At 70.0% G+C, this 22,501-nt stretch carries 17 protein-coding genes and 1 pseudogene; 9 read left to right on the top strand and 9 right to left on the bottom strand.

The window, feature by feature from the left end; translation table 11 throughout:
• Positions 1-13: 13 nt before the first annotated feature.
• Positions 14-529 carry a MarR family winged helix-turn-helix transcriptional regulator gene (locus tag H4N64_RS04315; RefSeq protein ID WP_186280828.1) on the bottom strand — a complete coding sequence of 172 codons (516 nt, stop codon included), beginning with the start codon at positions 527-529 and terminating at the stop codon, positions 14-16.
• Positions 530-690: 161 nt separating this feature from the next.
• Here H4N64_RS04315 and ilvA point away from each other — a divergent pair, with 161 nt between their 5' ends.
• Entirely contained in the window at positions 691-1,920 is a 1,230-nt protein-coding gene (gene ilvA / locus H4N64_RS04310) for a threonine ammonia-lyase (RefSeq protein WP_186280742.1), read from the top strand.
• 79 nt (positions 1,921-1,999) lie between these two features.
• Here ilvA and greA read toward each other — a convergent pair whose 3' ends face one another.
• The gene (greA, locus tag H4N64_RS04305; protein ID WP_186280741.1) at positions 2,000-2,506 is read right to left on the bottom strand and encodes a transcription elongation factor GreA; all 507 of its coding nucleotides are present in this window, start codon (positions 2,504-2,506) and stop codon (positions 2,000-2,002) included.
• 188 nt (positions 2,507-2,694) lie between these two features.
• A complete protein-coding gene (locus H4N64_RS04300) occupies positions 2,695-3,093 on the bottom strand; it encodes a DUF4307 domain-containing protein (protein ID WP_186280740.1) in 399 nt (132 codons plus the stop codon).
• A 117-nt stretch (positions 3,094-3,210) separates the two neighbouring features.
• On the opposite strand from H4N64_RS04300, the gene mca reads away from it, so the two are divergent.
• Positions 3,211-4,092 (top strand): mycothiol conjugate amidase Mca, encoded by an 882-nt coding sequence (mca, locus tag H4N64_RS04295; RefSeq protein ID WP_186280739.1) that lies wholly within the window; start codon positions 3,211-3,213, stop codon positions 4,090-4,092.
• Positions 4,085-4,330, top strand: a complete 246-nt coding sequence (locus H4N64_RS04290) for a hypothetical protein (protein WP_186280738.1) — start codon at positions 4,085-4,087, stop codon at positions 4,328-4,330. The genes mca and H4N64_RS04290 overlap by 8 nt, the downstream gene beginning before the upstream one ends.
• Before the next feature lie 206 nt (positions 4,331-4,536).
• Here H4N64_RS04290 and H4N64_RS04285 read toward each other — a convergent pair whose 3' ends face one another.
• Positions 4,537-7,731 carry a tetratricopeptide repeat protein gene (locus H4N64_RS04285; RefSeq protein ID WP_186280737.1) on the bottom strand — a complete coding sequence of 1,065 codons (3,195 nt, stop codon included), beginning with the start codon at positions 7,729-7,731 and terminating at the stop codon, positions 4,537-4,539.
• A gap of 139 nt (positions 7,732-7,870) precedes the next feature.
• Between H4N64_RS04285 and H4N64_RS04280 the strand changes: the two genes are divergently transcribed.
• The 5 genes from H4N64_RS04280 (at position 7,871) to H4N64_RS04260 (ending at position 16,586) form a co-directional block, all read left to right on the top strand.
• Entirely contained in the window at positions 7,871-9,901 is a 2,031-nt protein-coding gene (locus H4N64_RS04280; RefSeq protein ID WP_186280736.1) for a thioredoxin domain-containing protein, read from the top strand.
• A gap of 202 nt (positions 9,902-10,103) precedes the next feature.
• On the top strand, positions 10,104-11,372 hold the full coding sequence (locus H4N64_RS04275) for a glycosyltransferase (protein WP_186280735.1): 1,269 nt from the start codon (positions 10,104-10,106) through the stop codon (positions 11,370-11,372).
• On the top strand, positions 11,369-12,997 hold the full coding sequence (locus H4N64_RS04270; RefSeq protein WP_186280734.1) for a phospholipid carrier-dependent glycosyltransferase: 1,629 nt from the start codon (positions 11,369-11,371) through the stop codon (positions 12,995-12,997). Before H4N64_RS04275 ends, H4N64_RS04270 begins: the two co-directional genes overlap by 4 nt.
• Positions 12,994-14,187: a glycosyltransferase gene (locus tag H4N64_RS04265; RefSeq protein WP_186280733.1), complete on the top strand. Its 1,194-nt coding sequence runs from the start codon at positions 12,994-12,996 to the stop codon at positions 14,185-14,187. Before H4N64_RS04270 ends, H4N64_RS04265 begins: the two co-directional genes overlap by 4 nt.
• Positions 14,184-16,586: a galactose oxidase-like domain-containing protein gene (locus H4N64_RS04260; protein ID WP_186280732.1), complete on the top strand. Its 2,403-nt coding sequence runs from the start codon at positions 14,184-14,186 to the stop codon at positions 16,584-16,586. The genes H4N64_RS04265 and H4N64_RS04260 overlap by 4 nt, the downstream gene beginning before the upstream one ends.
• Here the strand turns inward: H4N64_RS04260 and H4N64_RS04255 are convergent.
• From H4N64_RS04255 to trhA, 5 genes and pseudogenes are all read right to left on the bottom strand, one after another.
• The gene (locus H4N64_RS04255; protein ID WP_186280731.1) at positions 16,583-17,305 is read right to left on the bottom strand and encodes a Mut7-C RNAse domain-containing protein; all 723 of its coding nucleotides are present in this window, start codon (positions 17,303-17,305) and stop codon (positions 16,583-16,585) included. The two genes, H4N64_RS04260 and H4N64_RS04255, sit on opposite strands and share 4 nt — an antisense overlap.
• Before the next feature lie 33 nt (positions 17,306-17,338).
• Positions 17,339-17,965, bottom strand: coding sequence for a TetR/AcrR family transcriptional regulator (locus H4N64_RS04250; RefSeq protein ID WP_472910300.1), 627 nt, complete (start codon positions 17,963-17,965; stop codon positions 17,339-17,341).
• A gap of 5 nt (positions 17,966-17,970) precedes the next feature.
• A pseudogene (locus tag H4N64_RS04245) lies at positions 17,971-19,313 on the bottom strand (MFS transporter); the annotation flags it as partial.
• Positions 19,247-19,387 carry a hypothetical protein gene (locus H4N64_RS46690; RefSeq protein WP_418896242.1) on the bottom strand — a complete coding sequence of 47 codons (141 nt, stop codon included), beginning with the start codon at positions 19,385-19,387 and terminating at the stop codon, positions 19,247-19,249. The gene H4N64_RS46690 and the pseudogene H4N64_RS04245, both read right to left, overlap by 67 nt.
• A 98-nt stretch (positions 19,388-19,485) precedes the next feature.
• The gene (gene trhA, locus H4N64_RS04240) at positions 19,486-20,199 is read right to left on the bottom strand and encodes a PAQR family membrane homeostasis protein TrhA (protein WP_186280729.1); all 714 of its coding nucleotides are present in this window, start codon (positions 20,197-20,199) and stop codon (positions 19,486-19,488) included.
• A 283-nt stretch (positions 20,200-20,482) separates the two neighbouring features.
• On the opposite strand from trhA, the gene H4N64_RS04235 reads away from it, so the two are divergent.
• Positions 20,483-22,306 (top strand): phosphoenolpyruvate carboxykinase (GTP), encoded by a 1,824-nt coding sequence (locus tag H4N64_RS04235; RefSeq protein WP_186280728.1) that lies wholly within the window; start codon positions 20,483-20,485, stop codon positions 22,304-22,306.
• The last annotated feature ends 195 nt before the right edge of the window (positions 22,307-22,501 follow it).

Here is a 22,501-nt window from a genome sequence, read left to right as displayed (position 1 = left end):
GCGGAGCCTCGGACTACTGGGCGGCCGATGCCGGGGTCGGTTCCGCTCCGGGCATGCCATGCGCGGCCATCCGGGCGGACAGCGCGGTGTTGAAGCGCGTGAGGAGCGTGCAGAACGCCTCGCGCTCCTCCGGCGCCCAGTCGTGTGTCAGCTCGGCCATCAACTGACGCCTCGAAGAGCGCACTTCCTCCAGGCGGGACTGCCCGCGCGGGGAGAGCTGGAGCACCACGGCCCGCCCGTCCTCGGGGTGCGAGGTGCGCTTGACGAGCCCGGTGTCGACGAGCGGAGCCACCTGCCGGGTGACCGTCGACGAGTCGATCCCCATGCTCGCGGCGAGCGCCTTGACCCCCATGGGGCCTTCCTTGTCGAGGCGGTTGAGCAGCAGGTATGCGGCGCGGTCCATGGAGTTGCGCACCTGCCCGACCCCGCCGAGCCGGGTCTGTTCGGCACGGCGGGCGAACACCGCCACCTCGTGCTGCAGCGTGTCGAGGAGACCGGTGTCACCGACGGTCGACATGTCCATCGACATTCCAGGTGTTGTGGGCATGGCCGGGGGCTCGCTTCATGAAGGGTGCTGGGTTGGGGGACAGGTTACGCGGATGGGAGGCGGGCCGTACCGGCGCTGCGCAAACCGGTCTCGGTGGTTGGTCACAGCGGGAGTCCACACGTGTGAACTGCGAGACTTGAGTCATGAGCTACCGCAAGTCCGACCTGCTGCCGCCGGTGACGCTGGACGACGTGCGCGGCGCCCAGAAGATGCTCACCGGCGTGGCGCGCGTGACCGCGATGGAGGGCAGCAGACACCTGTCCCAGCTCGTGGGCGCGCCGGTGCACCTCAAGTGCGAGAACCTCCAGCGGACGGGCTCGTTCAAGCTGCGCGGCGCCTACGTCCGGATCGCCGGACTGCTGCCGGAGGAGCGGGCCGCGGGGGTGGTCGCGGCGAGCGCCGGCAACCACGCGCAGGGCGTCGCGCTCGCCTCCTCCCTGCTCGGCGTGCGTTCGACGGTATTCATGCCGAAGGGTGCCCCGCTACCGAAGATCAGCGCCACCAGGGACTACGGCGCCGAGGTGCGCCTGCACGGTCAGGTGGTCGACGAGACGCTGGCCGCCGCCGAGGAGTACGCGGCCGAGACCGGCGCGGTCTTCATCCACCCCTTCGACCACCCCGACATCATCGCCGGCCAGGGCACGGTCGGTCTGGAGATCCTGGAGCAGTGCCCGGAGGTGCGCACGATCGTCGTCGGCATCGGCGGCGGCGGTCTCGCGGCCGGGATCGCCGTCGCGGTGAAGGCGATCCGCCCGGACGTGCGGATCGTGGGCGTGCAGGCGGCGGGCGCGGCGGCGTATCCGCCCTCGCTGGCGGCCGGGCATCCGGTGTCGGTGAAGAACCCGGCGACGATGGCCGACGGCATCAAGGTCGGGCGGCCCGGCGATGTGCCGTTCCGGATCATCGGAGATCTGGTGGACGAGGTCCGCACGGTCACCGAGGACGAGCTGTCCACCGCGCTGCTGCTGTGCCTGGAGCGGGCCAAGCTGGTGGTGGAGCCGGCCGGGGCGAGCCCGGTCGCGGCGCTGCTGAGCGATCCCGGCGCCTTCGAGGGCCCGGTGGTCGCGGTGCTGTCCGGAGGCAATGTCGACCCGGTGCTGATGCAGCGGGTGCTGCGGCACGGCATGGCGGCGCAGGGCCGCTACCTGGCCGTACGGCTGCGTCTCACCGACCGTCCGGGCGCCCTCGCCACTCTGCTCGGGGTGTTGTCAGCGGCGGATGCCAACGTCCTCGACGTGAGCCATGTGCGGACCGATCCCCGGCTCGGGCTCACGGAGGCGGAGGTCGAACTGCACCTGGAGACGAAGGGTCCGGCGCACTGCGCCGAGGTCGGCCAGGCCCTGCGCGAGGCCGGCTACACGGTCATCGACTGAGGTCATCCGCGGCGGCATGACGACGCCCCCGGCGTCACAAGGAGGCCGGGGGCGCGTCAAGGGCGTACGGGACCGGGGGTCAGCCGCTGTAGGGCTCGGCCTTCAGGATCCGCACCGAGGCCTTCCTGCCGTTCGGCAGCTCGTACTCCGCGTCCTCGCCGACCTTGTGGCCGATCACGCCGGCGCCCAGCGGGGACTGCGGGGAGTAGGTCTCGATGTCGGCGCTCGCGTACTCACGCGAGGCGAGCAGGAAGGACAGGGTGTCGTCCTCGTCCTCGTCGCCGTCGAAGGCGATCGTCACGACCATGCCGGGCGCGACCTCGCCCTCCGCGGACATCGGCGCCTCGCCGACCTGCGCGTTTTCGAGAAGCTGGGTCAGCTGGCGCACACGGAGCTCCTGCTTGCCCTGCTCCTCCTTGGCCGCGTGGTACCCGCCGTTCTCGCGCAGGTCGCCCTCCTCGCGCGCGGCCGCGATCTTGGCGGCGATCTCCGTGCGCGCAGGACCAGTAAGGTACGCAAGCTCGTCCTTGAGCTTGTTGTACGCCTCCTGGGTCAGCCAGGTGACGGACTCGCTGGTCTGGGTCACAGGTGCTCCTCGTCGGTACTGGGAATACAAAGCATCGCCCTACCCAGAAGAATGTTCCTTCTCGGATGGGCGAAACCACGAGCCTAACAATTCAATGGCGTCAGGGGGAGGACATAAGCCACCAGAGTTACGTCAACGCAGGTCAACGCCTATGTATTGCGGGCGAACCCGCTCCGCGCCCGGCCGGGTCAGTCCGCGTGGCAGCCGAGCAGCTCGGCCGTCGTGCCTTCCGACGTCGTACGCAGCGTGACGACCTTGTCGATCCGTGTGGCGTCCCCGTCGAAGCGGAAGTCCGCCCGGCCCACCTCGGCGCCGCTCTCCGCCTGCGAGCGGATCGTGCAGTAACCGGAGGCGCCGGCGTCCTTGCGGACCTCCAGATGCACCTGCACCGCGGTCTTCGAGAAGTCGTACTTGATGATCTCGGCGCTGATCTCGTTCTGGGCGACGTAGTAGTAGCCGAAGAACCCCATCATCGCGATGAGCAGCACTCCGAAGGCGAGGGCGGCGCGCTTGAGCCGGCGGTCGGCGTGCTCGTCCGAGGAGCGCCCGTAGCGGCCCTCGGGCAGTCGCGTGCTCGCCGTGGTCATGATCGTCCTCTCGGCGGGGGCAGGGCCCCGGAATTATTCGGCCCCCGATTCGGTCACTATAGAAGCCGCCGTATGCGCCCGTTCAGACGGGGGGCGCCGACCGACGAGGATTGAGTCTTGACTGACCAGCTGCGACTGATGGCCGTCCACGCCCACCCCGACGACGAGTCGAGCAAGGGGGCGGCCACCATGGCGAAGTACGTGTCCGAGGGGGTGGACGTGCTGGTCGTGACCTGCACGGGCGGGGAGCGCGGCTCCATCCTGAACCCCAAGCTCCAGGGCGACAAGTACATCGAGGAGCACATCCACGAGGTGCGCAAGAAGGAGATGGACGAGGCCCGCGAGATCCTCGGCGTGGGGCAGGAGTGGCTCGGTTTCGTCGACTCCGGCCTGCCCGAGGGCGACCCGCTGCCCCCGCTGCCCGAGGGCTGCTTCGCCCTGGAGGACGTCGACAAGGCGGCCGGTGAGCTGGTGCGGAAGATCCGCTCCTTCCGTCCGCAGGTGATCACCACCTACGACGAGAACGGCGGCTACCCGCACCCCGACCACATCATGACCCACAAGATCTCGATGGTGGCGTTCGAGGGCGCGGCGGACACCGAGAAGTACCCGGAGGCCGAGTTCGGCCCGGCGTACCAGCCGCAGAAGCTCTACTACAACCAGGGCTTCAACCGTCCCCGCACCGAGGCGCTGCACCGGGCGATGCTGGACCGGGGCCTGGAGTCGCCGTACGGGGAGTGGCTCAAGCGCTGGGACGAGTTCCAGCGTGCCGAGCGCACGCTGACCACGCACATTCCGTGCGCCGACTTCTACGAGATCCGCGACAAGGCCCTGATCGCGCACGCCACGCAGATCGACCCCGACGGCGGCTGGTTCCGCGTTCCGATGGAGCTCCAGAAGGAGGTCTGGCCGACGGAGGAGTACGAGCTGGCGAAGTCCCTCGTCGATACCTCCCTCCCCGAGGACGACCTCTTCGCGGGCGTCCGCGACAATGCCTGACATGAGCGCAAGCGCAAGCCTGGCAATGACCCAGCTGGCCACCCTCGCCAAGGAGGTCGACGAGGACAAGGTCACCCCCGGTGTCCTCGGCTTCATCGTCTTCGCGGTGATGGCACTGGCCGTGTGGGGCCTGATGAAGTCGATGAACAAGCACATGAGCAAGGTCGCCTTCACGGAGACCCCCGACCCCAAGGCGGACGCCTCCGGGGACGGGCCGGGCGAGTCCGCGAAGGGCTGAGCTCACCGGGCGTGGTCCGCCAGTGACAGCAGCAGGTGTGCCGACTCCGGCCGTACGTGGTCGGAGTGGGCGCCCGACCAGCCGCGTCGGCGGACGTACACCTCCGAGGCGTCGACGCTGACGAACCGGTGGTCACCCGAAGCCTGGCGCGTCGTTGAGGATGACTGTCAGCCGCAAGCAGCGCCGCAACACGGCGAGCAGCCGGCTCACCGCCCGGCGGTCACCACCGCCACCCCCATGACCTCCCGGGCATGCCGGCTCGGCACCATCCGCAAGCGCCAGGCCTGCCAGCCCGCCTCCAGGTTCACGCCCCGTTCCAGCAACAGCTGATACGCGCCGACGTACTCCTCCAGCTTCTCGTCCCGCACCGCATGACCGCTGCGGGCCAACTGGGTCAACTCCTCCTGCGCCACCGCCGTGCCGACCTCCACGCCGCCCGGTGCCGCGTACGGCAGCAGGGTGCAGCGCAGGAAGTGGGCCCAGTCCTCGCCCCGGCGGTCGCCGTACGACGTGAACAGGCCGACCGCCTCGTCGCACAGTGCCAACGCCTGCTGGGTACGGGAGTTGCCCGCCTCCACCACCGCGAGTTCCAGGCAGGTCCACGCCTCGCCGTGCGCGACGCCGATGCGCTGGAAGTCGGCCCTCGCGTCCACCAGCAGTTGCCGCGCGAAGCCCGAGTTCCTGAGCGAACCCGTCTGGGCCGCACGAAGGTCGCGAGTCGCCCGGGCCGAGTGATGGCGGGCGCATGCCAGGCCGTAGACGTCGCGAATGCGGGAGAACATCGTGCGGGAGCGTTCCAGTTCACGGACCGCCTGGTCCAAGTTGCCTGTCTCCTCAAGGGCCTGGCCCAGGTAGTAGATCGTCCAGGCCTCGCCCCGCGCGTCCTCGTTCTCCCGGTGCCGGGACGCCGCCTGGCGCAGACCGTCCACCGCCGGGGACGGGTCGCCGGCGACCAGGCGGGCCCGGGCCAGTTGGGTCAGCGCCCACGCCTCGCCGCGTGCGTCGCGCGTACGGCCGTACAGGTCCAGCGCTTCGCGCAGTTCCCGTTCCGCCCGCGGGACGTCGCCCATCCGCAGGCCCAACTGGCCCAACTGGAAGTGCGCCCACGCCTCGCCGTGCACCGACTCTCCCGCTCGGTGCAGCTCCAGGGAGCGGGTCAGCAGGTCCAGGGCCTCGGAGAGGTGCGCTCGGTCGCGTTCCACCGCCGCCAGCGCGTGCATCGTCCATGCCCGGTCCGTGGCCAACTGGGGCGGTGCCTGCAGGTCCAGCGCCTCGCGCAGCTTCTTCGCCGCCTCCGTCAACTGGCCCTGGTGGTGCAGTGTGATGCCCAGGGAGCACAGGGCCCGCGCCGCGCCCGCGTCATGGTGGGCCTCCATGTACAGGTCCACCACCGACGCCAGCGTCGTCCGCGCCTTGTCCAGTTCGCCGAGCTGCCTCGCCGCGATGCCCGTGCGCCACTGCACCGAGCGCATCAGCAGGCCCTGGTCCACCGCCTGCGCCAGCTCGCTGATCTCGCCCAGGCGGTAGAGGTCCCCGCGCAACAGGCAGTAGTCGCACAGCGCGCCGAGCAGTTCCAGGACCGCCGCCTGGTTGACGCCGTCCGCGTGCCGCAGTGCCGAGGTGATGAAGCTGGATTCGTCGTCCAGCCAGCGCAGGGCCTCGTCCAGGGAGGTGAAGCCGTGCGGGCTGAAGCGGTCGGAGCGGGTGGACATGTTGCCGTCGACCAGGCGCAGGACCGAGTCGGCGAGGTCGGCGTAGTCGACGATCAGCCGTTCCTGCGCCGAGGTGCGTTCCGTCGGTTCCTCCTCGTCCAGGAGGCGGGCGCCCGCGAAGGCGCGGACCAGGTCGTGCAGGCGGTAGCGGCTGCCGCGGACGTGGTCGATCAGGCCAGCCTCGGAGAGGGCGACCAGATGGCGGGTGGCCTCCGACTCGTCCGTCGCCAGCAGCGCGGCGGCCGCCGCCGCGCCCAGTGAGGCCCGTCCGGCCAGCGCCAGCCGGCGCAGCAGGCGTCGGGCCGGTTCCGACTGGTCGGTGTAGCGCAACCAGAGCACTCGCTCGACCGGTTCCACGGGGCCGTACGCGCCCAGGTCGGTGGCGAGGCGGCGGGGCGATCGGGGGCCCAGTGACGAGCCGGCGATGCGCAGGGCGAGCGGCAGCCCGCCGCACAACTCGTGGATCCTGTCGGCGGATTCGGCGTCGTACGGGCCGGTCGCGTCCTGCGCCACCGCGCTCAGCAGCTCCTCCGCGCCCGCCGCCGCCAAGGGCTCCACCCGCAGGTGGTGCACCCAGGCGCGCAGGTCCCCGGGCAGCTCCAGGGGTTCGCGGGCCGTCACCAGGACCAGGCTGTCGGAGCGCTCGGGCAGCAGGGTGCGCACCTGCTCCGGGTCGCAGGCGTCGTCGAGGACCACCGTGACCGGCAGCCCGGTCAGATGCTGGTGGTACAGCTCGCTCAGCCGCTTGACCTGCTGGTCGGGGGAGGAGCGCTCACGGAACAGCAGTTGCTCGCGGGGCGCGCCCAGACGGTTCAGCAGGTGCAGCAGGGCGTCCCGGGTCGACAGCGGCGGCTCCTCCGCGGTGTCGCCGCGCAGATCGACCACGCACGCGCCGCGGAACTGATCCCGCAGGTCGTGCGCGGCCCGCACCGCGAGCGCCGTACGGCCGCTGCCCGGCGCCCCGTGCAGCACGACCACCGTCGGACGGGTCTCCGTACTCGCCCGGGCCGCCTGCACCCACTGCCGGATCCGCCCCAGCTCCTGCCGTCGCCCCGCGAACGGATCCGCCGGCTCGGGGAGTTGACCGAAGGACTGCTCCAGCACGCTCCGCCCCCGGGCCGCCGCGCTCTTGTCGGTGCCGCGCAACTGAGGGGTCGCCCCCGTCGTAGCGCTCAGCACCCGCTGCTGATCGAGGAACGGCCGGATGCCGCGTACCTCCAGCGCGGTCAGCCACTGAAGCCGCAGTTGCTCGGGACCGCCGGGCTGCCCGACCGCCCCCGCCCGATGGTGCGCGGCCGGCAGATGCACCCCGGCCACCTTCACGACCGTCGCCGCGGCGCCCACGACACCCACGGTCACGCCTGCGCCCACCGCGGTCCCCGCGCCGGTGCCGAGGGCCAGGTCGGCGACCACCGCGGCGAGGCCCGCGACGCCCGCCACCAGCAGCGGAGTGCCGCCGCCCTCGCTGGCGTAGCGCTGGCCGAAGGTGAGCCGGCCGGCCTCCGTCTCGTCCAGCGCGTGGGTGTACGCCTCGTACTCCTCGGCCGCCGTCTGCGCCATCGCGTCCAGCGCGCCCCGCGCCCGGGACAGCAGCACGCTCCCGTCGGTACGCCCGCCCGAGCGCCGTACCTCTTCCTCCACGGCCCGAGCCAACAGCCGCTCGGCCTCCGTCCGATGGCTGTCCCGCATGTCACGTCCCCCTCCGGCGGCAACTGCGTTCTTGGTCAAGTGTGCTGCGGACGGGACGCCGTGGGGAGGGGGCCGCAAGATCGAGCTTGTGGGGTGTGCTGCCCGGCGGCCGCCAGGGTACTGCGGCAGGATGGACACCATGCCGAACCGACTGGCCCATGAGACCTCCCCGTACCTGCTCCAGCACGCCGACAACCCCGTCGACTGGTGGCCCTGGTCGGACCAGGCATTCGAGGAGGCGCGCGAGAGCGGCAAACCCGTGCTGCTCAGCGTCGGATACTCCAGCTGTCACTGGTGTCATGTCATGGCGCACGAGTCCTTCGAGGACCAGGAGACCGCCGACTACCTGAACGCCCACTTCGTCAACATCAAGGTCGACCGCGAGGAACGCCCCGATGTGGACGCCGTCTACATGGAGGCAGTACAGGCGGCCACCGGCCAGGGCGGCTGGCCCATGACCGTCTTCCTCACCCCCGACGCCGAGCCCTTCTACTTCGGCACCTACTTCCCGCCCGCCCCCCGCCACGGCATGCCCTCCTTCCGGCAGGTGCTGGAGGGCGTCCAGCAGGCCTGGGCCGGACGCCGGGACGAGGTCTCCGAGGTCGCCGGAAAGATCGTCCGCGACCTCGCAGGACGGGAGATCTCCTACGGCGACTCCCAGGCGCCCGGCGAGGAGGAGCTCGCGGGGGCGCTGCTCGGGCTCACCCGGGAGTACGACCCGCAGCGCGGCGGATTCGGCGGCGCGCCGAAGTTCCCGCCGTCCATGGTCATCGAGTTCCTGCTGCGCCACCATGCGCGGACCGGGGCCGAGGGCGCCCTCCAGATGGCCGCCGACACCTGTGAGCGGATGGCCAGGGGCGGCATCTACGACCAGCTCGGCGGCGGCTTCGCCCGGTACTCCGTGGACCGGGACTGGGTGGTGCCGCACTTCGAGAAGATGCTGTACGACAACGCGCTGCTGTGCCGGGTCTACGCCCACCTCTGGCGCTCCACCGGCTCCGAGCTCGCCCGCCGTGTCGCCCTGGAGACCGCCGACTTCATGGTCCGCGAACTGCGCACGAACGAGGGCGGGTTCGCCTCCGCCCTGGACGCCGACAGCGACGACGGCACCGGCAAGCACGTCGAGGGCGCCTACTACGTCTGGACCCCCGAGCAACTCCGCGAGGTGCTCGGCGCGGACGCCGAACTCGCCGCCCAGTACTTCGGCGTGACCGAGGAGGGCAGCTTCGAGGAGGGCGCCTCCGTCCTCCAACTCCCGCAGCACGAGGGTGTTTTCGACGCCGAGAAGATCGCCTCCGTGCGGGAACGCCTGCTCGCCGCCCGCGCCGAGCGCCCCGCCCCCGGCCGGGACGACAAGGTCGTCGCCGCCTGGAACGGCCTCGCCATCGCCGCGCTCGCCGAGACCGGCGCCTACTTCGACCGCCCCGACCTCGTCGAGGCCGCGGTGTGCGCCGCCGATCTCCTCGTACGGCTGCACTTGGACGAGCACGTGCGGATCGCCCGCACCAGCAAGGACGGGCACGTCGGGGCGAACGCGGGGGTGCTGGAGGACTACGCCGATGTCGCCGAGGGGTTCCTCGCGCTCGCGTCCGTCACCGGGGAGGGAGTCTGGCTGGAGTTCGCCGGGTTCCTGCTCGACCACGTCCTCACCCGCTTCGTCGACGAGGCGTCCGGCGCCCTGTACGACACGGCCGTGGACGCCGAGCGGCTGATCCGCCGCCCGCAGGACCCGACCGACAACGCCGCCCCCTCCGGCTGGACCGCCGCCGCGAACGCCCTGCTGGGTTATGCCGCACAGACCGGCGCCGAGCCCCATCGCACCGCCGCGGAACGGGCGCTGGGCGTGGTGAAGGCGCTCGGGCCGCGGGTGCCGCGGTTCATCGGCTGGGGGCTCGCCGCCGCCGAGGCGAGGCTCGACGGGCCGCGGGAGGTCGCCGTCGTCGGGCCCTCGCTGGACGACCCGGCCACCCGGACCCTGCACCGCACGGCACTGCTGGGCACCGCGCCCGGTGCCGTGGTCGCCGTCGGCACCCCGGACAGTGACGAGTTGCCGCTGCTCGCGGGGCGTCCGTTGGTCGGCGGTGAACCGGCGGCGTATGTCTGCCGTAACTTCACCTGTGACGCCCCGACGACCGACCCGGAGCGACTGCGCGAGGCGCTGAGGAGGTGAAACGGAAGCGGTGGGCGCCGTTCCGTGTGCCCTAATTGCGCGTCTGTTCGGATAGGTACCGCTTACGGAGTCACCGTTCCGAAACAAGCTATTTATCGGAACAGCTCTCACGCTTCACACTTCCCCCCTAATCTCTGCACAGTGGCGCGACGGCTGTGACTGCCCGTCGCGACAGGGGGTCTTGGGGATCTGGGGGGATCTGTTGCTCACGTCTGTCTTCATCGCTGTCGTCTCGCTGGCCTTGTTCTGGATGGCGGCGTTCACCCTGTGGTGGCAGATGCACGCCTGGCGTACGCCAGAGGTGCTCGCCTCCACCCGGTTCAGCAGACCGGACGGTGGCGAGCATCTGTCGTTCTCGCTGCTGCTGCCGGCCCGCCATGAACAGGCCGTGCTCGACCACACCATCCAGCGGCTGCTGGAGTCGGGCCACGCCGACTTCGAGATCATCGTCATCGTCGGGCACGACGACCCGGAGACCACAGAGGTCGCCGAGCGGGCCGCCGCACGCGACCCACGCGTCCGCGTCGTCGTCGACACCCACGAGAAGAAGAACAAGCCGAAGGCCATGAACACGGCGCTGCCGCACTGCCGCGGCGATGTCGTCGGGGTCTTCGACGCCGAGGACCAGGTGCACCCGGAGCTCCTCGCCCACGTCGACCACGCCTTCCGCTCCACCGGCGCCGACGTCGTCCAGGGCGGGGTGCAGCTGATCAACTTCCACTCCAGCTGGTACAGCCTGCGCAACTGCCTGGAGTACTTCTTCTGGTTCCGCTCCCGGCTCCATCTGCACGCGCAGAAGGGGTTCATCCCGCTGGGCGGCAACACCGTCTTCGTACGGACGGATGTGCTCAGGGAAGCCGACGGCTGGGACCCCAACTGCCTCGCCGAGGACTGCGACCTCGGGGTGCGGCTCTCCAGCGTCGGCAAGAAGGTCGTCGTCGCCTACGACTCCGACATGGTGACCAAGGAGGAGACCCCCGGCAGCCTGATGTCGCTGCTCAAGCAGCGCACCCGCTGGAACCAGGGCTTCCTTCAGGTCTACCGGAAGAAGGACTGGAAGCAACTGCCCACCTTCGGGCAGCGGCTGCTCGCCCGCTACACCCTCACCACACCCTTCCTCCAGGCCTTCACCGGCCTGATCATCCCGCTCAACGTGGCGATCGCGCTCTTCCTCGACGTGCCGGTGTCCATCGCGTTCATCACCTTCCTGCCGGCCGTCACCGCGCTCGTCACCTTCGTCTTCGAGGTCGTCGGACTGCACGACTTCGGCAAGCAGTACGGACTTCGCGTCCGGTTCGTGCACTACCTGAAGCTCATTGTCGGCGGTCCCTTCTACCAGGTGCTGCTCGCCGGAGCCGCGATCCGTGCCGTCTGGCGCGAGCAACGCGGCCGTAACGACTGGGAGTTGACCAGCCATGTCGGCGCTCACCTCAACCAGGCCGATGTGATCCGAGAGGACGTTCCTGCGTGACCTCCACCCTTCCCGCGGTGACCACTCCCCAGGTCCCCGCGCAGCGGCAGCCTGCGCCCGAGGCCGGTTCAACCGGTCGAACGGCTCCGCCGAAGAGGCTGCGTACCTCCCGACCCGACCTCGTCCTGTGCGTCGTGCTCCTCATGGCGATCCTCGTCGTGCAGGGCTGGAACATCGCCGCCTACCCGACGCTCAGCGACGACGAGGGCACCTACCTCGCCCAGGCCTGGGCGGTCCAGGAGGGCCGCGGGCTCGCCCACTACACGTACTGGTATGACCACCCGCCGTTCGGCTGGATGCAGATAGCCCTGCTCACCTGGATACCGTCGCTGATCAGCCCCGACTCGATGACCGTCGGCTCGATGCGGGCCGTGATGCTGGTGGTCGGCGGGATCAGCGCGGTCCTGGTGTACATGCTCGGGCGCCGGCTGTCGCTGCCGCGCTGGGCCGCCGGGCTCGGCATGGTCCTGTTCGGGCTCTCGCCTCTGTCGGTCGTCCTCCAGCGCGAGATCTTCCTCGACAACCTCGCCGTGATGTGGACGCTGCTGGCGTTCACCCTCGCCGCGTCCCCGAGCCGTCACCTCTGGCACCACTTCGGCGCGGGCATCGCCGCCGCGACGGCGGTGCTGACCAAGGAGACGATGCTGTTCGTCCTCCCGGCGATCCTCGTCACCATGTGGCGGCACAGTCACCGCGACACCCGCAAGTTCGCGGTGACCGGCGCGATCACCGCCTGCGTCCTGATCGGTCTGTCGTACCCCCTCTTCGCCCTGCTGAAGGGCGAGTTGTTCCCCGGCAGTGGGCATGTCTCCCTGTGGGACGGCATCAAGTACCAGATGACCAGGCCCGGTTCGGGCTTCATCCTGGACCAGGGATCCGGCTCGTACGGGGTCCTGCAGTCGTGGCTCTACTACGACCGTGTCCTGCCGCTCGGAGGCCTCGCGGGCGCGCTCCTGCTGCTGGCCACCTGGCGCTGGTCGGTCACCGCCCGAGCGCTCGCCGGGCCCTGTGCGGCCGTGGCGATCCTCGCCCTGGTCGCGATGCGCCCGAGCGGCTATCTGCCCGCGATGTACATCATCCAGGCGCTGCCGTTCCTCGCGCTCGTCCTCGCCGGAGGCACCGCGTCGGTCGCCCACGCCGTCCTGCGCAAGGGCCGACTGCATCCGGCGGGCCGGTACACCCTCGCGGCCGTCCTCGCACTCGGCGCGGGCGCCTATGTCGTGCCCCGCTGGTACGACGGCGCCCGCACCGCCGTCACCGCCGACGCCAACGCCCCCTACCGGGCGGCCTCCAAGTGGCTCAGCACCGAGGTGGAGCGGCCCGAGAAGACCCGGGTCCTCGTCGACGACGCGCTCTGGCTGGACCTGGTGCACGCCGGGTACCGGCCCGGCAACGGCGTCATCTGGTTCTACAAGGCCGACCTCGACCCCGCCGTGACCAAGACCATGCCCCGAGGCTGGCGCGACATCGACTACGTCGTCGCCTCCCCGACCGTACGGCGCGACGCGGCCGACCTGCCGAACGTGAAGGCGGCCATGGAGCACTCCACGCCCGTCGCCGTCTTCGGCAAGGGCGAGGACCGCATCGAGATCCGGCAGATCCAGACCGCGGGAGGCACCCGATGAGCCAGGAGTACACGACCCCCGTACCGGATCTGGAAGCTTCGGAGGTTCCGGAGCCCGGTGCCGTCACCATCGTCGTACCGACGTTCAACGAGTCGGAGAACGTACGGGAGTTGCTGCACCAGATCACCGAATCGGTGCCCACCCGGCTGCCCTGTGAGGTCGTCTTCGTGGACGACTCCACCGACGACACCCCCGAGGTGATCAAGAAGGCGGCGCAGGACTGCCCCTTCCCGGTGGCCGTGATCCACCGGGACGATCCGGTCGGCGGGCTCGGCGGCGCCGTCGTGGAGGGGCTGAAGGCGGCCACCTCCGACTGGATCGTCGTGATGGACGGCGACTGCCAGCATCCGCCCTCCCTGGTCCCGGAGCTGGTGGCCACCGGCGAGCGGTCCAACGCCGGACTCGTCGTCGCCTCCCGGTACATCAAGGGCGGCAGCAGGGCCGGGCTCGCGGGCAGTTACCGGGTCGCCGTCTCCCGCGGCGCCACCTGGCTGACCAAGTCCCTCTTCCCGCGCCGGCTGCACGGCATCAGCGACCCGATGAGCGGCTTCTTCGCGATCCGCCGCCAGGCCGTCACCGCCGAGGTGCTCAAGCCCCTCGGCTACAAGATCCTCCTCGAACTCGCCGTCCGCAGCCGCCCGCGCGAGGTCGCCGAGGTCCCCTTCGTCTTCCAGGACCGGTTCGCGGGCGAGTCCAAGTCGACCGCCCAGGAGGGCCTGCGCTTCCTGCGCCATCTGATCGGCCTGCGCACCGCCTCCCCGGCCGCCCGCATGATCGGCTTCGGGCTGATCGGGGCCTCCGGGTTTCTGCCGAACCTGCTCGCCCTGTGGATCCTCACCGGCCTGGGCATGCACTACCTGCCCGCCGAGATCGTCGCCAACCAGTTCGGCGTGGCCTGGAACTTCCTGCTCATCGAACATCTGCTGTTCCGTGACCGACGGCTGCACCGGCGCTGGTGGGACCGCGCCGGCCGGTTCGCGCTGCTCGCCAACGCCGATCTGGTGCTGCGCATCCCGCTGATCGCGCTGTTCGTCAGCGAGTTCCACATGGGCGCCCTCTCCGCGACCGCGGTCGCCCTGGTCACCACCTTCGTCCTGCGCTTCGCCGCCACCGAAGCGCTGGTCTACCTGCCCCGCAGGAAGTCCGGCGGGGAGCCGCACAGGAGCCGCACAGCAAGGAGCACCGCATGAGACACCGACGGAGAACGGCCCTGCTCGCGGTGGGCACCCTCACCGCCGGGCTTCTCCTGACCACACCGCATCCCGCCTCCGCCGCCAACCTGATCAAGAACCCCGGCTTCGAGACCGCCGGCACCGGGGACATGCCGTACTGCTGGTCCAAGTCCGGCTGGGGCGACAACGACTTCAGCTTCGAGACCGTCGCCGACGCCCACTCCGGCTCCAAGGCCATGAAGGTCACCCTGACCCGCCGGGTCGACGGCGACCGCAAGGCGCTGATCACCGAGTCCTCGGACTGCGCGCCGGCGGTGACACCGGGCAAGCAGTACGACCTCGGCCTCTGGTACAAGACGACCACCCCGGACGCCAACCTCACCCTCTTCCGGCACGACACCACGGCCGGCTGGCAGTACTGGACCGACCTCAAGACGCTGGAGATGGCCGGGAGCTGGACCGAGGCCACCGTCCGCACCCCCGAGGTCCCGGCGGGCACCGACCGGATCAGCTGGGGCGTCTCGGTCTACGGCACCGGCTCGGCGACCACCGACGACTACACGATGGAACAGGTCCCCGACGTCACCCCGCCGCCCGCCTGCACGGGCACCGCCGAGGAGTGCGCGAACGGCCGCTGGGACGTGCTCCCGGTGCAGAACCCGGTGCGCTCGATGCACTCCGTCGTGCTGCACAACGGCAAGGTGCTGCTGATCGCCGGCTCCGGCAACAGCGAGGCGATGTTCGAGGCGGGCACCTTCACCTCCGCGGTGTACGACCCGGCCAACGGCTCCTACAAGATCATCCCCACCCCGAAGGACATGTTCTGCGCCGGCCATGTCCAGCTCCAGGACGGCCGGGTGCTGGTGATGAGCGGCAACAAGGGCTATCCGTCGGCGGACGGCACGATCGGCTACCAGGGGTACAAGGACTCGTACATCTTCGACCCCGTGACCGAGACGTACACCAAGACCAACGACATGAACGACGGCCACTGGTACCCGTCGGCGACGATCCTCGGCAACGGTGACGTGATCTCCTTCGGCGGGCTGAAGGAGGACTCCACCGGGTCGGTGACGGCCGAGGTGTTCTCGCAGGCCGAGCAGAAGTGGCTCGAACTGTGGAAGGTCAACCAGACCTGGTCGTACTGGGGTCTGTACCCGTCCATGATCCTGATGCAGGACGGCCGCCTCTTCTACTCCGGCAGCCATGTCTTCGGCAACAACATCCCGGGCACCGGCTCCGCGATCTACGACTACGGCGCCAACAGCGTCACCCAGGTGCCGGGGCTGCGGAACAAGGACGAGCGGGACCAGTCGGCGAGCGTGCTGCTGCCTCCGGCGCAGGACCAGAAGGTCCTCACCCTCGGCGGCGGCAACATCGACTCCAACCCGGACGCGAACCGGCTGACCGACATCATCGACCTCAAGCAGCCGAACCCGTCCTACGTCGCCGGGCCGCCGATCCCGCAGGGCACGGTCGACCTCGGCAACGGGCCCGTGGCGCAGACCGGCAACCAGGGCAAGATGTACGTCTCCGCCGTACTGCTGCCCGACGGCAAGGTGCTGGAGACGGGCGGCGCCCTGCACAACCGTGCCAACCCCGTCCACGAGACGTCGATCTTCGACCCGGCGACGGAGACCTTCGACCAGGTCGCCGCGGACCCGGAGGCGCGCGGCTACCACTCCTCGGCGTTCCTGCTCCCGGACGGCCGGGTGATGACCACCGGTGACAACCCGGGCAACGGCTCCTGGAACCACAACGTGTCGATCTACACCCCGCCCTATCTCCTCAAGGGCGAGCGTCCGACGATCACCTCGGTGATCGACTCCGAGTGGAACTACGGCGACACCCAGCGGATCACCGTCGACCGGCCCATCGCCAAGGCGGAGCTGATCCGTCCGGCCGCGGTGACCCACTCCTCCGACCCCAACCAGCGGTTCGTGGATCTGCCGCTGTCCGTCGACGGCAACAACATCGACCTGAACGTGACGAGCAACCCCAACCTGGCCCCGCCCGGCTGGTACATGCTCTTCGCGGTCGACGCAGGCGGCGTGCCGTCCATCGCCAAGTGGGTCCATCTGCAAGGCCCGTCGGCCCTGAAGGCGACGGACGCCTCGGCACATGTCCACTCCTTCGCCGACGACCTGTCCGGCAAGGTCAAGGGCCCGGGCAAGAAGCGCACCGCGCAGAACGTCAGCCCGACGATCTCCGGCTGCGACCGCCACTACGGCTCGGCCAACGTGTGTGTGCCGACCGAGTTCCCGCCGGGTGTGAAGGCGACGACGAAGGCCCGCTGCGACTGGCTGAAGGAGAACGACTACGGCCGTCTGAAGCTCAACGGCAAGGACGACCCGCTGCGGCTGGACCCGAACAGGGACGGCATCGCCTGCGGGAAGCGTGATGTGAAGTCGCTCTAGGCGAACTCGGTGAGGGCGCGTTCCACGATGGCGACAAGCTGTTCGTGGTGCGCGCCCTTCCAGTACGCGCGGCCGCATTCCTGACACTGCGCGAACACGTCGTACGACCTCTGCGTACCGCCGTGGAGCTGGTCCGCGACCTCCTCCTTCGTGGCCTCCTTCAGCAGGCCGTTGCAGGCGGTGCAGCGGGTCCAGGGGTGCAGCTCGGGGCGGAACCGTTCGAGCACGTCCCGGAGTTGATCCTCGGGCCGCGTGCTGTACACATACGCGCCGGCCCACAGTTCGCGGCGGCGCAGCAGGCCCCGGTCGCGGCTGAGCATGACCCGCCGCTCGGCGGCCGAGCGGGCGGCGAGGGCCGGGTCTCCGATGTCGGTCGACTCGTAGGCGGTGTCCACGCCGAGCAGGCGCAGGCGCCGGGCGAGCGTGCCCAGATGGACGTCGAGCAGGAAGCGCAGGGGAGCGCCGGGCACCCGCTGGGGGCGCTCGACCCCCTTCACCCGGACCGAGTCGCCCGCCTTGGCGACGTAGGACACCGGCACCTCCCGGCCGTCCACCTCCAGCGCCCCGACCTCGGTGAGCGGCACGCCGAGGGACTCCACGACATGGCCGAGGGACGAGACTCCGTCGGTGACAAGCGCGGCGGCGCCCGACCGGCGGCCGTGCGGGACGAACAGGGCCAGCTCGGGGGCGACTTCGAGGCGGATCTCCGGTGCGGTCACCCGGTCAGGATGCCACGGGGGAGGGGCACGGGCTCAGGGCTTTTCCGTGGGCAGACCGTGCTCGATGACGTTCAGAGCGCGGTCCAGGAGGTCGGCGAGGTCGTCGCGGAAGTCGTGTTCCGCCCAGTACAGGGTGATCTCCGCGAGGCCGCCGATGAGGGACATCGTGTAGACGCGGACCTCCAGGCTGTCCGGGTCCATGCCGCTGCGCTCGGCGACGGCCTCGGTGAGCATCTTCCCGGTGACCGACATGGTCTCCAGCATCCGGGAACGGACCGCGGGCACCTGCACCATCAGGTGCGAGCGCAGCCGCAGGACCTCGGGATCCTCCTCAAGGCCGAAGCCGACGGCCTTCTTCAGCACGTGCCGCAGGGTGTCGATCCATGGCTCGTCGGCCGGCCGCTTGCGGATCTCCGCCATCAGGATCGGGTCGAACTCGTCCGTGAGGACGATGTCCTCCTTGGTCGGGAAGTAGCGGAAGACGGTGGACGGCGACACCTCGGCGCGCTCGGCGATCTGCTCGACGGTGGTGGCGTCGTAGCCCTGCTCCCGGATGAGCGCGTATGTCGCGTCGCGGATCGCCGTCCGGGTCTTGATCTTCTTCCGCTCACGAAGCCCCAGCTGGGAGAGGTCGGCGGAGGTGGTGCGTGCGGCCGTCATGCAGGTCATTGTCGGGCATCGGCCGTGGCGGGGACCAACTCCTCGGTGTCCTCGGTGTCGGTCAGGAACACCGCGGCCAGCAGCGCCGCGACGAGCGAGGCGACCGCGCAGACCAGGAGGACGACGCCCATGCCGTGCACGTAGGCGCTGTTCGCGGAGGCCACCAGATCGGCGGAGCCCGCCCGTTCGGCGACGAGATGGGCGGCGACCACGGACTCCCCGGCGGTGTCGGCGGCCTCGGCGGGCAGCCCGGTGACATCCAGCCGGTCCCGGAAGACCCCGGCGAGCAGGCTGCCGAGCAGGGCGATGCCGATCGCGCCGCCGACCTGGTGCAGCGTCATCAGCAGCCCGGAGCCTCCCCCACTGCCCGAAAGGCGTGGGGGGACCCCCAGCCGGCCCGGTCGGCTGGCAGGGTGCCGAGGGCGCCGTCCATGGCGGGGACCACCGAGAGACCGAAGCCGAGCCCGGCGACCGACAGCCACAGCGCGGTGAATCCATAGCCGGACTCCACCGTCGTACGACTGCCGAGGAGCGCGGCGAAGGCCAGTACCGCCAGGCCCGCGCTCACCACCGCGCGTGCCCCGAACCGGGCGACGACCGGCTGGGCGGTCCGCGCGGCGACCAGCAGGCCGCCCATCATCGGCAGCAGCCTGAGTCCGGTGCCGAAGGCGTCGTGGCCGAGGACGGCCTGGAGGTAGGGCCGGAGCACGAAGAGCAGGCCGGACAGGACGAACATCACCAGGGTCGCGGCGAGGGTGTTGAAGAGGAAGCCGCGGTGGGCGAGCAGCGTCATGTCGAGCATCGGGCGCGCAAGGCGCCGTTCGCGCATCACCAGGGCGGTGATCAGTGCGGCCGACCCGGCGAGCATCGCCGGCACCAGCGGGTCGCCCCAGCCGCGGGCCGGGGCCTCGATGATCGCGTAGACGAGGGCGCCGAGGCCCCCCGCGGTGAACGCGGTGGAGACGGTGTCGACCTTGGGGGAGGCGGGGTCCCGGGTCTCCGGCAGCAGGAACACGCACGCGGTGATGCCGAGCGCCGCCATCGGGACGTTCACGAGGAAGACCGAGCCCCACCAGACGTGGTCCAGCAGCCAGCCGCCGATGATCGGGCCGAGCGACAGGCCGAGCGCGGCGCCGACGCCCATCACCGCGCGGGCGGCGATCACCGTGTTCACGTCCCCGGCGACGGCGCCGACGGCGGATCCGGCCAGGAAGATCCCCAGACCGAGGATCAGCATCAGCCGCCGTCCGAACCGGTCGCCGAGCAGTCCGGCGGGGAGCATCAGCGCCGCGACGACGACGTACGCGTCGGCCGTCCTCCCCCAGTGCTGAACGCCTGGGGGACCCCCAGCTGCTCGCCGGTCGTGGCGCCGAGGTCGGCGGCCCAGCGGCGGGGGTCGGAGGTCTGAGTGACAGTAGCCATGAAATGAGGAGTAGCTCTCAAAAGAGAGGTGCTGTCAACTGTGAGCGGGCATGAAAAAGGGCCACGGAAGCCGTGGCCCTTGCGCGCTCGGATGCGGGCTACGCGTGCTGGTACGCCACCAGCGAGATCCCCACGTAGTGCACGACGAAGGCCGCCAGCGTGAAGGAGTGGAAGACCTCGTGGAAGCCGAACCAGCGCGGTGAGGGGTTCGGGCGCTTGATGCCGTAGATCACGCCGCCCGCGCTGTAGAGCAGGCCGCCGGTGATCACCAGGACCAGTACCGCGATACCGCCCGTGCGCATGAAGTCGGGCAGGAAGAAGACCGCCGCCCAGCCCATCGCGATGTAGCAGGGGGTGTAGAGCCAGCGCGGGGCGCCGACCCAGAACACCCGGAAGACGATCCCCGCGGCCGCCGCCGCCCAGATCCCCCACAGCAGCCACTGCCCCTTCGCGCCCGGCAGCAGGAGCATGGTCAGCGGGGTGTAGGTACCGGCGATGATCAGAAAGATGTTGGCGTGGTCCAGGCGGCGCAGTATGCCGTCCATCCGAGGGCTCCAGTTGCCCCGGTGGTACAGCGCGCTCACGCCGAACAGCAGGCAGGCCGTGAGGACATAGATCCCGCAGGCCATGCGGCCTCTGGAGGAGTCGGCGAGGGCGGTCAGCACCAGGCCCGCGATGAGTACGGCCGGAAACATGCCGAGATGCAGCCAGCCCCGGAGCTTGGGCTTGACCGGATGTGGCAGGGAGAGCGCGACAGGACCGCGGCCGGTGGCAGGCGGGTCCATGGGCGCGTCTGGGACGGACGCAGTCATAGGCCGAATCGTACCTACGGAACCGTAGGTTGCGTATCGGTCCGGACGTCAAGAGTGGCCATCCTCTCACGGGAGTTGACGTCCGTGTGACCCCTCTTGGAAGCGGACGTGGCCGGTCTCACTCTCGCTCACCTGTGACGCCCTCTGGACATATGGGCACTCCCGTCGGATGATCAAATGAGTGCGGTCGACACCGGATGAGCGCCAGGTATCCCTCTGGCAAGCATCCGGGTCGCAGCCCCCACGGGGCCTCCAACCAAAAATCCCTCATTTAGGAGCAATCGTGGCGCGCGACATCGCGGCTCCCCCCGTCGTTCCCACCACCCATCAGGAACTGATCTCGTGGGTCAACGAGATCGCCGAACTGACCCAGCCGGACAACGTGGTCTGGTGCGACGGCTCCGAGGCCGAGTACGAGCGCCTGTGCGGGGAGCTCGTGGCGAAGGGCACCTTCAAGAAGCTCGACCCGATCAAGCGCCCCAACTCCTACTACGCGGCCTCCGACCCGACCGATGTCGCCCGGGTCGAGGACCGCACCTTCATCTGCTCCGAGAAGGAAGAGGACGCGGGTCCGACCAACCACTGGAAGGCCCCCGCGGAGATGCGGGAGATCTTCGCCGGTGAGAAGGGCATCTTCCGCGGCTCGATGAAGGGCCGGACGATGTACGTCGTCCCGTTCTGCATGGGCCCCCTCGGCTCGGACCTCTCCGCGATCGGCGTCGAGATCACCGACTCCGCCTACGTCGCGGTCTCCATGCGCACCATGACGCGCATGGGGCAGCCCGTCCTCGACGAGCTCGGCTCCGACGGCTTCTTCGTGCGTGCCGTGCACACGCTCGGAGCGCCGCTGGCCGAGGGCGAGGCGGACGTGCCGTGGCCGTGCAACTCCACCAAGTACATCTCCCACTTCCCGGAGTCCCGCGAGATCTGGTCCTACGGCTCCGGCTACGGCGGCAACGCCCTGCTCGGCAAGAAGTGCTACGCCCTGCGCATCGCCTCCGTCATGGCCCGCGACGAGGGCTGGCTCGCCGAGCACATGCTGATCCTCAAACTGACCCCGCCGCAGGGCGAGTCCAAGTACGTCGCCGCCGCCTTCCCGAGCGCCTGCGGCAAGACCAACCTCGCCATGCTGGAGCCCACGATCTCCGGCTGGACCGTCGAGACGATCGGCGACGACATCGCCTGGATGCGCTTCGGCGAGGACGGCCGCCTGTACGCCATCAACCCCGAGGCCGGCTTCTTCGGCGTCGCGCCCGGCACCGGTGAGCACACCAACGCCAACGCGATGAAGACGCTGTGGGGCAACTCGGTCTTCACCAACGTGGCGCTCACGGACGACGGCGACATCTGGTGGGAGGGCATGACGGAGGAGACTCCGGCCCACCTCACCGACTGGAAGGGCCGGGACTGGACGCCTCAGTCCTCGGAGCCCGCCGCCCACCCCAACGCCCGCTTCACCGTCCCCGCCTCGCAGTGCCCGATCATCGCGCCCGAGTGGGAGGACCCCAAGGGCGTGCCGATCTCGGCGATCCTCTTCGGCGGCCGGCGCGCCTCCGCCGTACCGCTGGTGACGGAGTCCTTCGACTGGAACCACGGCGTCTTCCTCGGCGCCAACGTCGCCTCCGAGAAGACCGCCGCCGCCGAGGGCAAGGTCGGCGAGCTGCGCCGTGACCCGTTCGCCATGCTGCCGTTCTGCGGCTACAACATGGGCGACTACATGGGCCACTGGGTCGACGTCGCCAAGGACAAGGACGCCTCCAAGCTCCCGAAGATCTACTACGTCAACTGGTTCCGCAAGAACGACGAGGGCAAGTTCGTCTGGCCCGGCTTCGGCGAGAACTCCCGTGTCCTGAAGTGGATCGTGGAGCGTCTGGAGGGCAAGGCCGAGGGCGTCGAGACCCCGATCGGCATCCTGCCGACGAAGGACGCGCTCGACACCAAGGGCCTCGAACTCGCCGACTCCGACCTGGAGTTCCTGCTCACGGTCGACAAGGACGTCTGGCGCGAGGAAGCCGCGCTGATCCCCGACCACCTCAACACCTTCGGCGAGCACACCCCGAAGGAGCTGTGGGACGAGTACCGGGCGCTGGTGCGGCGCCTGGGCTGAACCCCTCAAGAACCCCCGCGGCCGGCCTCCGATGGGAGCCCTGACCAGTGATCGTCACGGGTCGGCCGCGGGACGGGTCCCCCGGCCCGAGCGGTATGGACGCCGGTCCCGCTGTGCCCCCTTGATCACGGGATCTTCATCTGTGTTACATGTGCTTCACACGAGCCTCATCGAGCATCGGTGAGGCTCAACACA

The sequence above is a fragment of the Streptomyces cupreus genome (assembly GCF_014257025.1).
In the GTDB taxonomy this organism is placed as follows: domain Bacteria; phylum Actinomycetota; class Actinomycetes; order Streptomycetales; family Streptomycetaceae; genus Streptomyces; species Streptomyces cupreus.
Note: the sequence above shows the minus strand (reverse complement) of the source record. Positions and strands in the feature narration are given on the sequence as shown.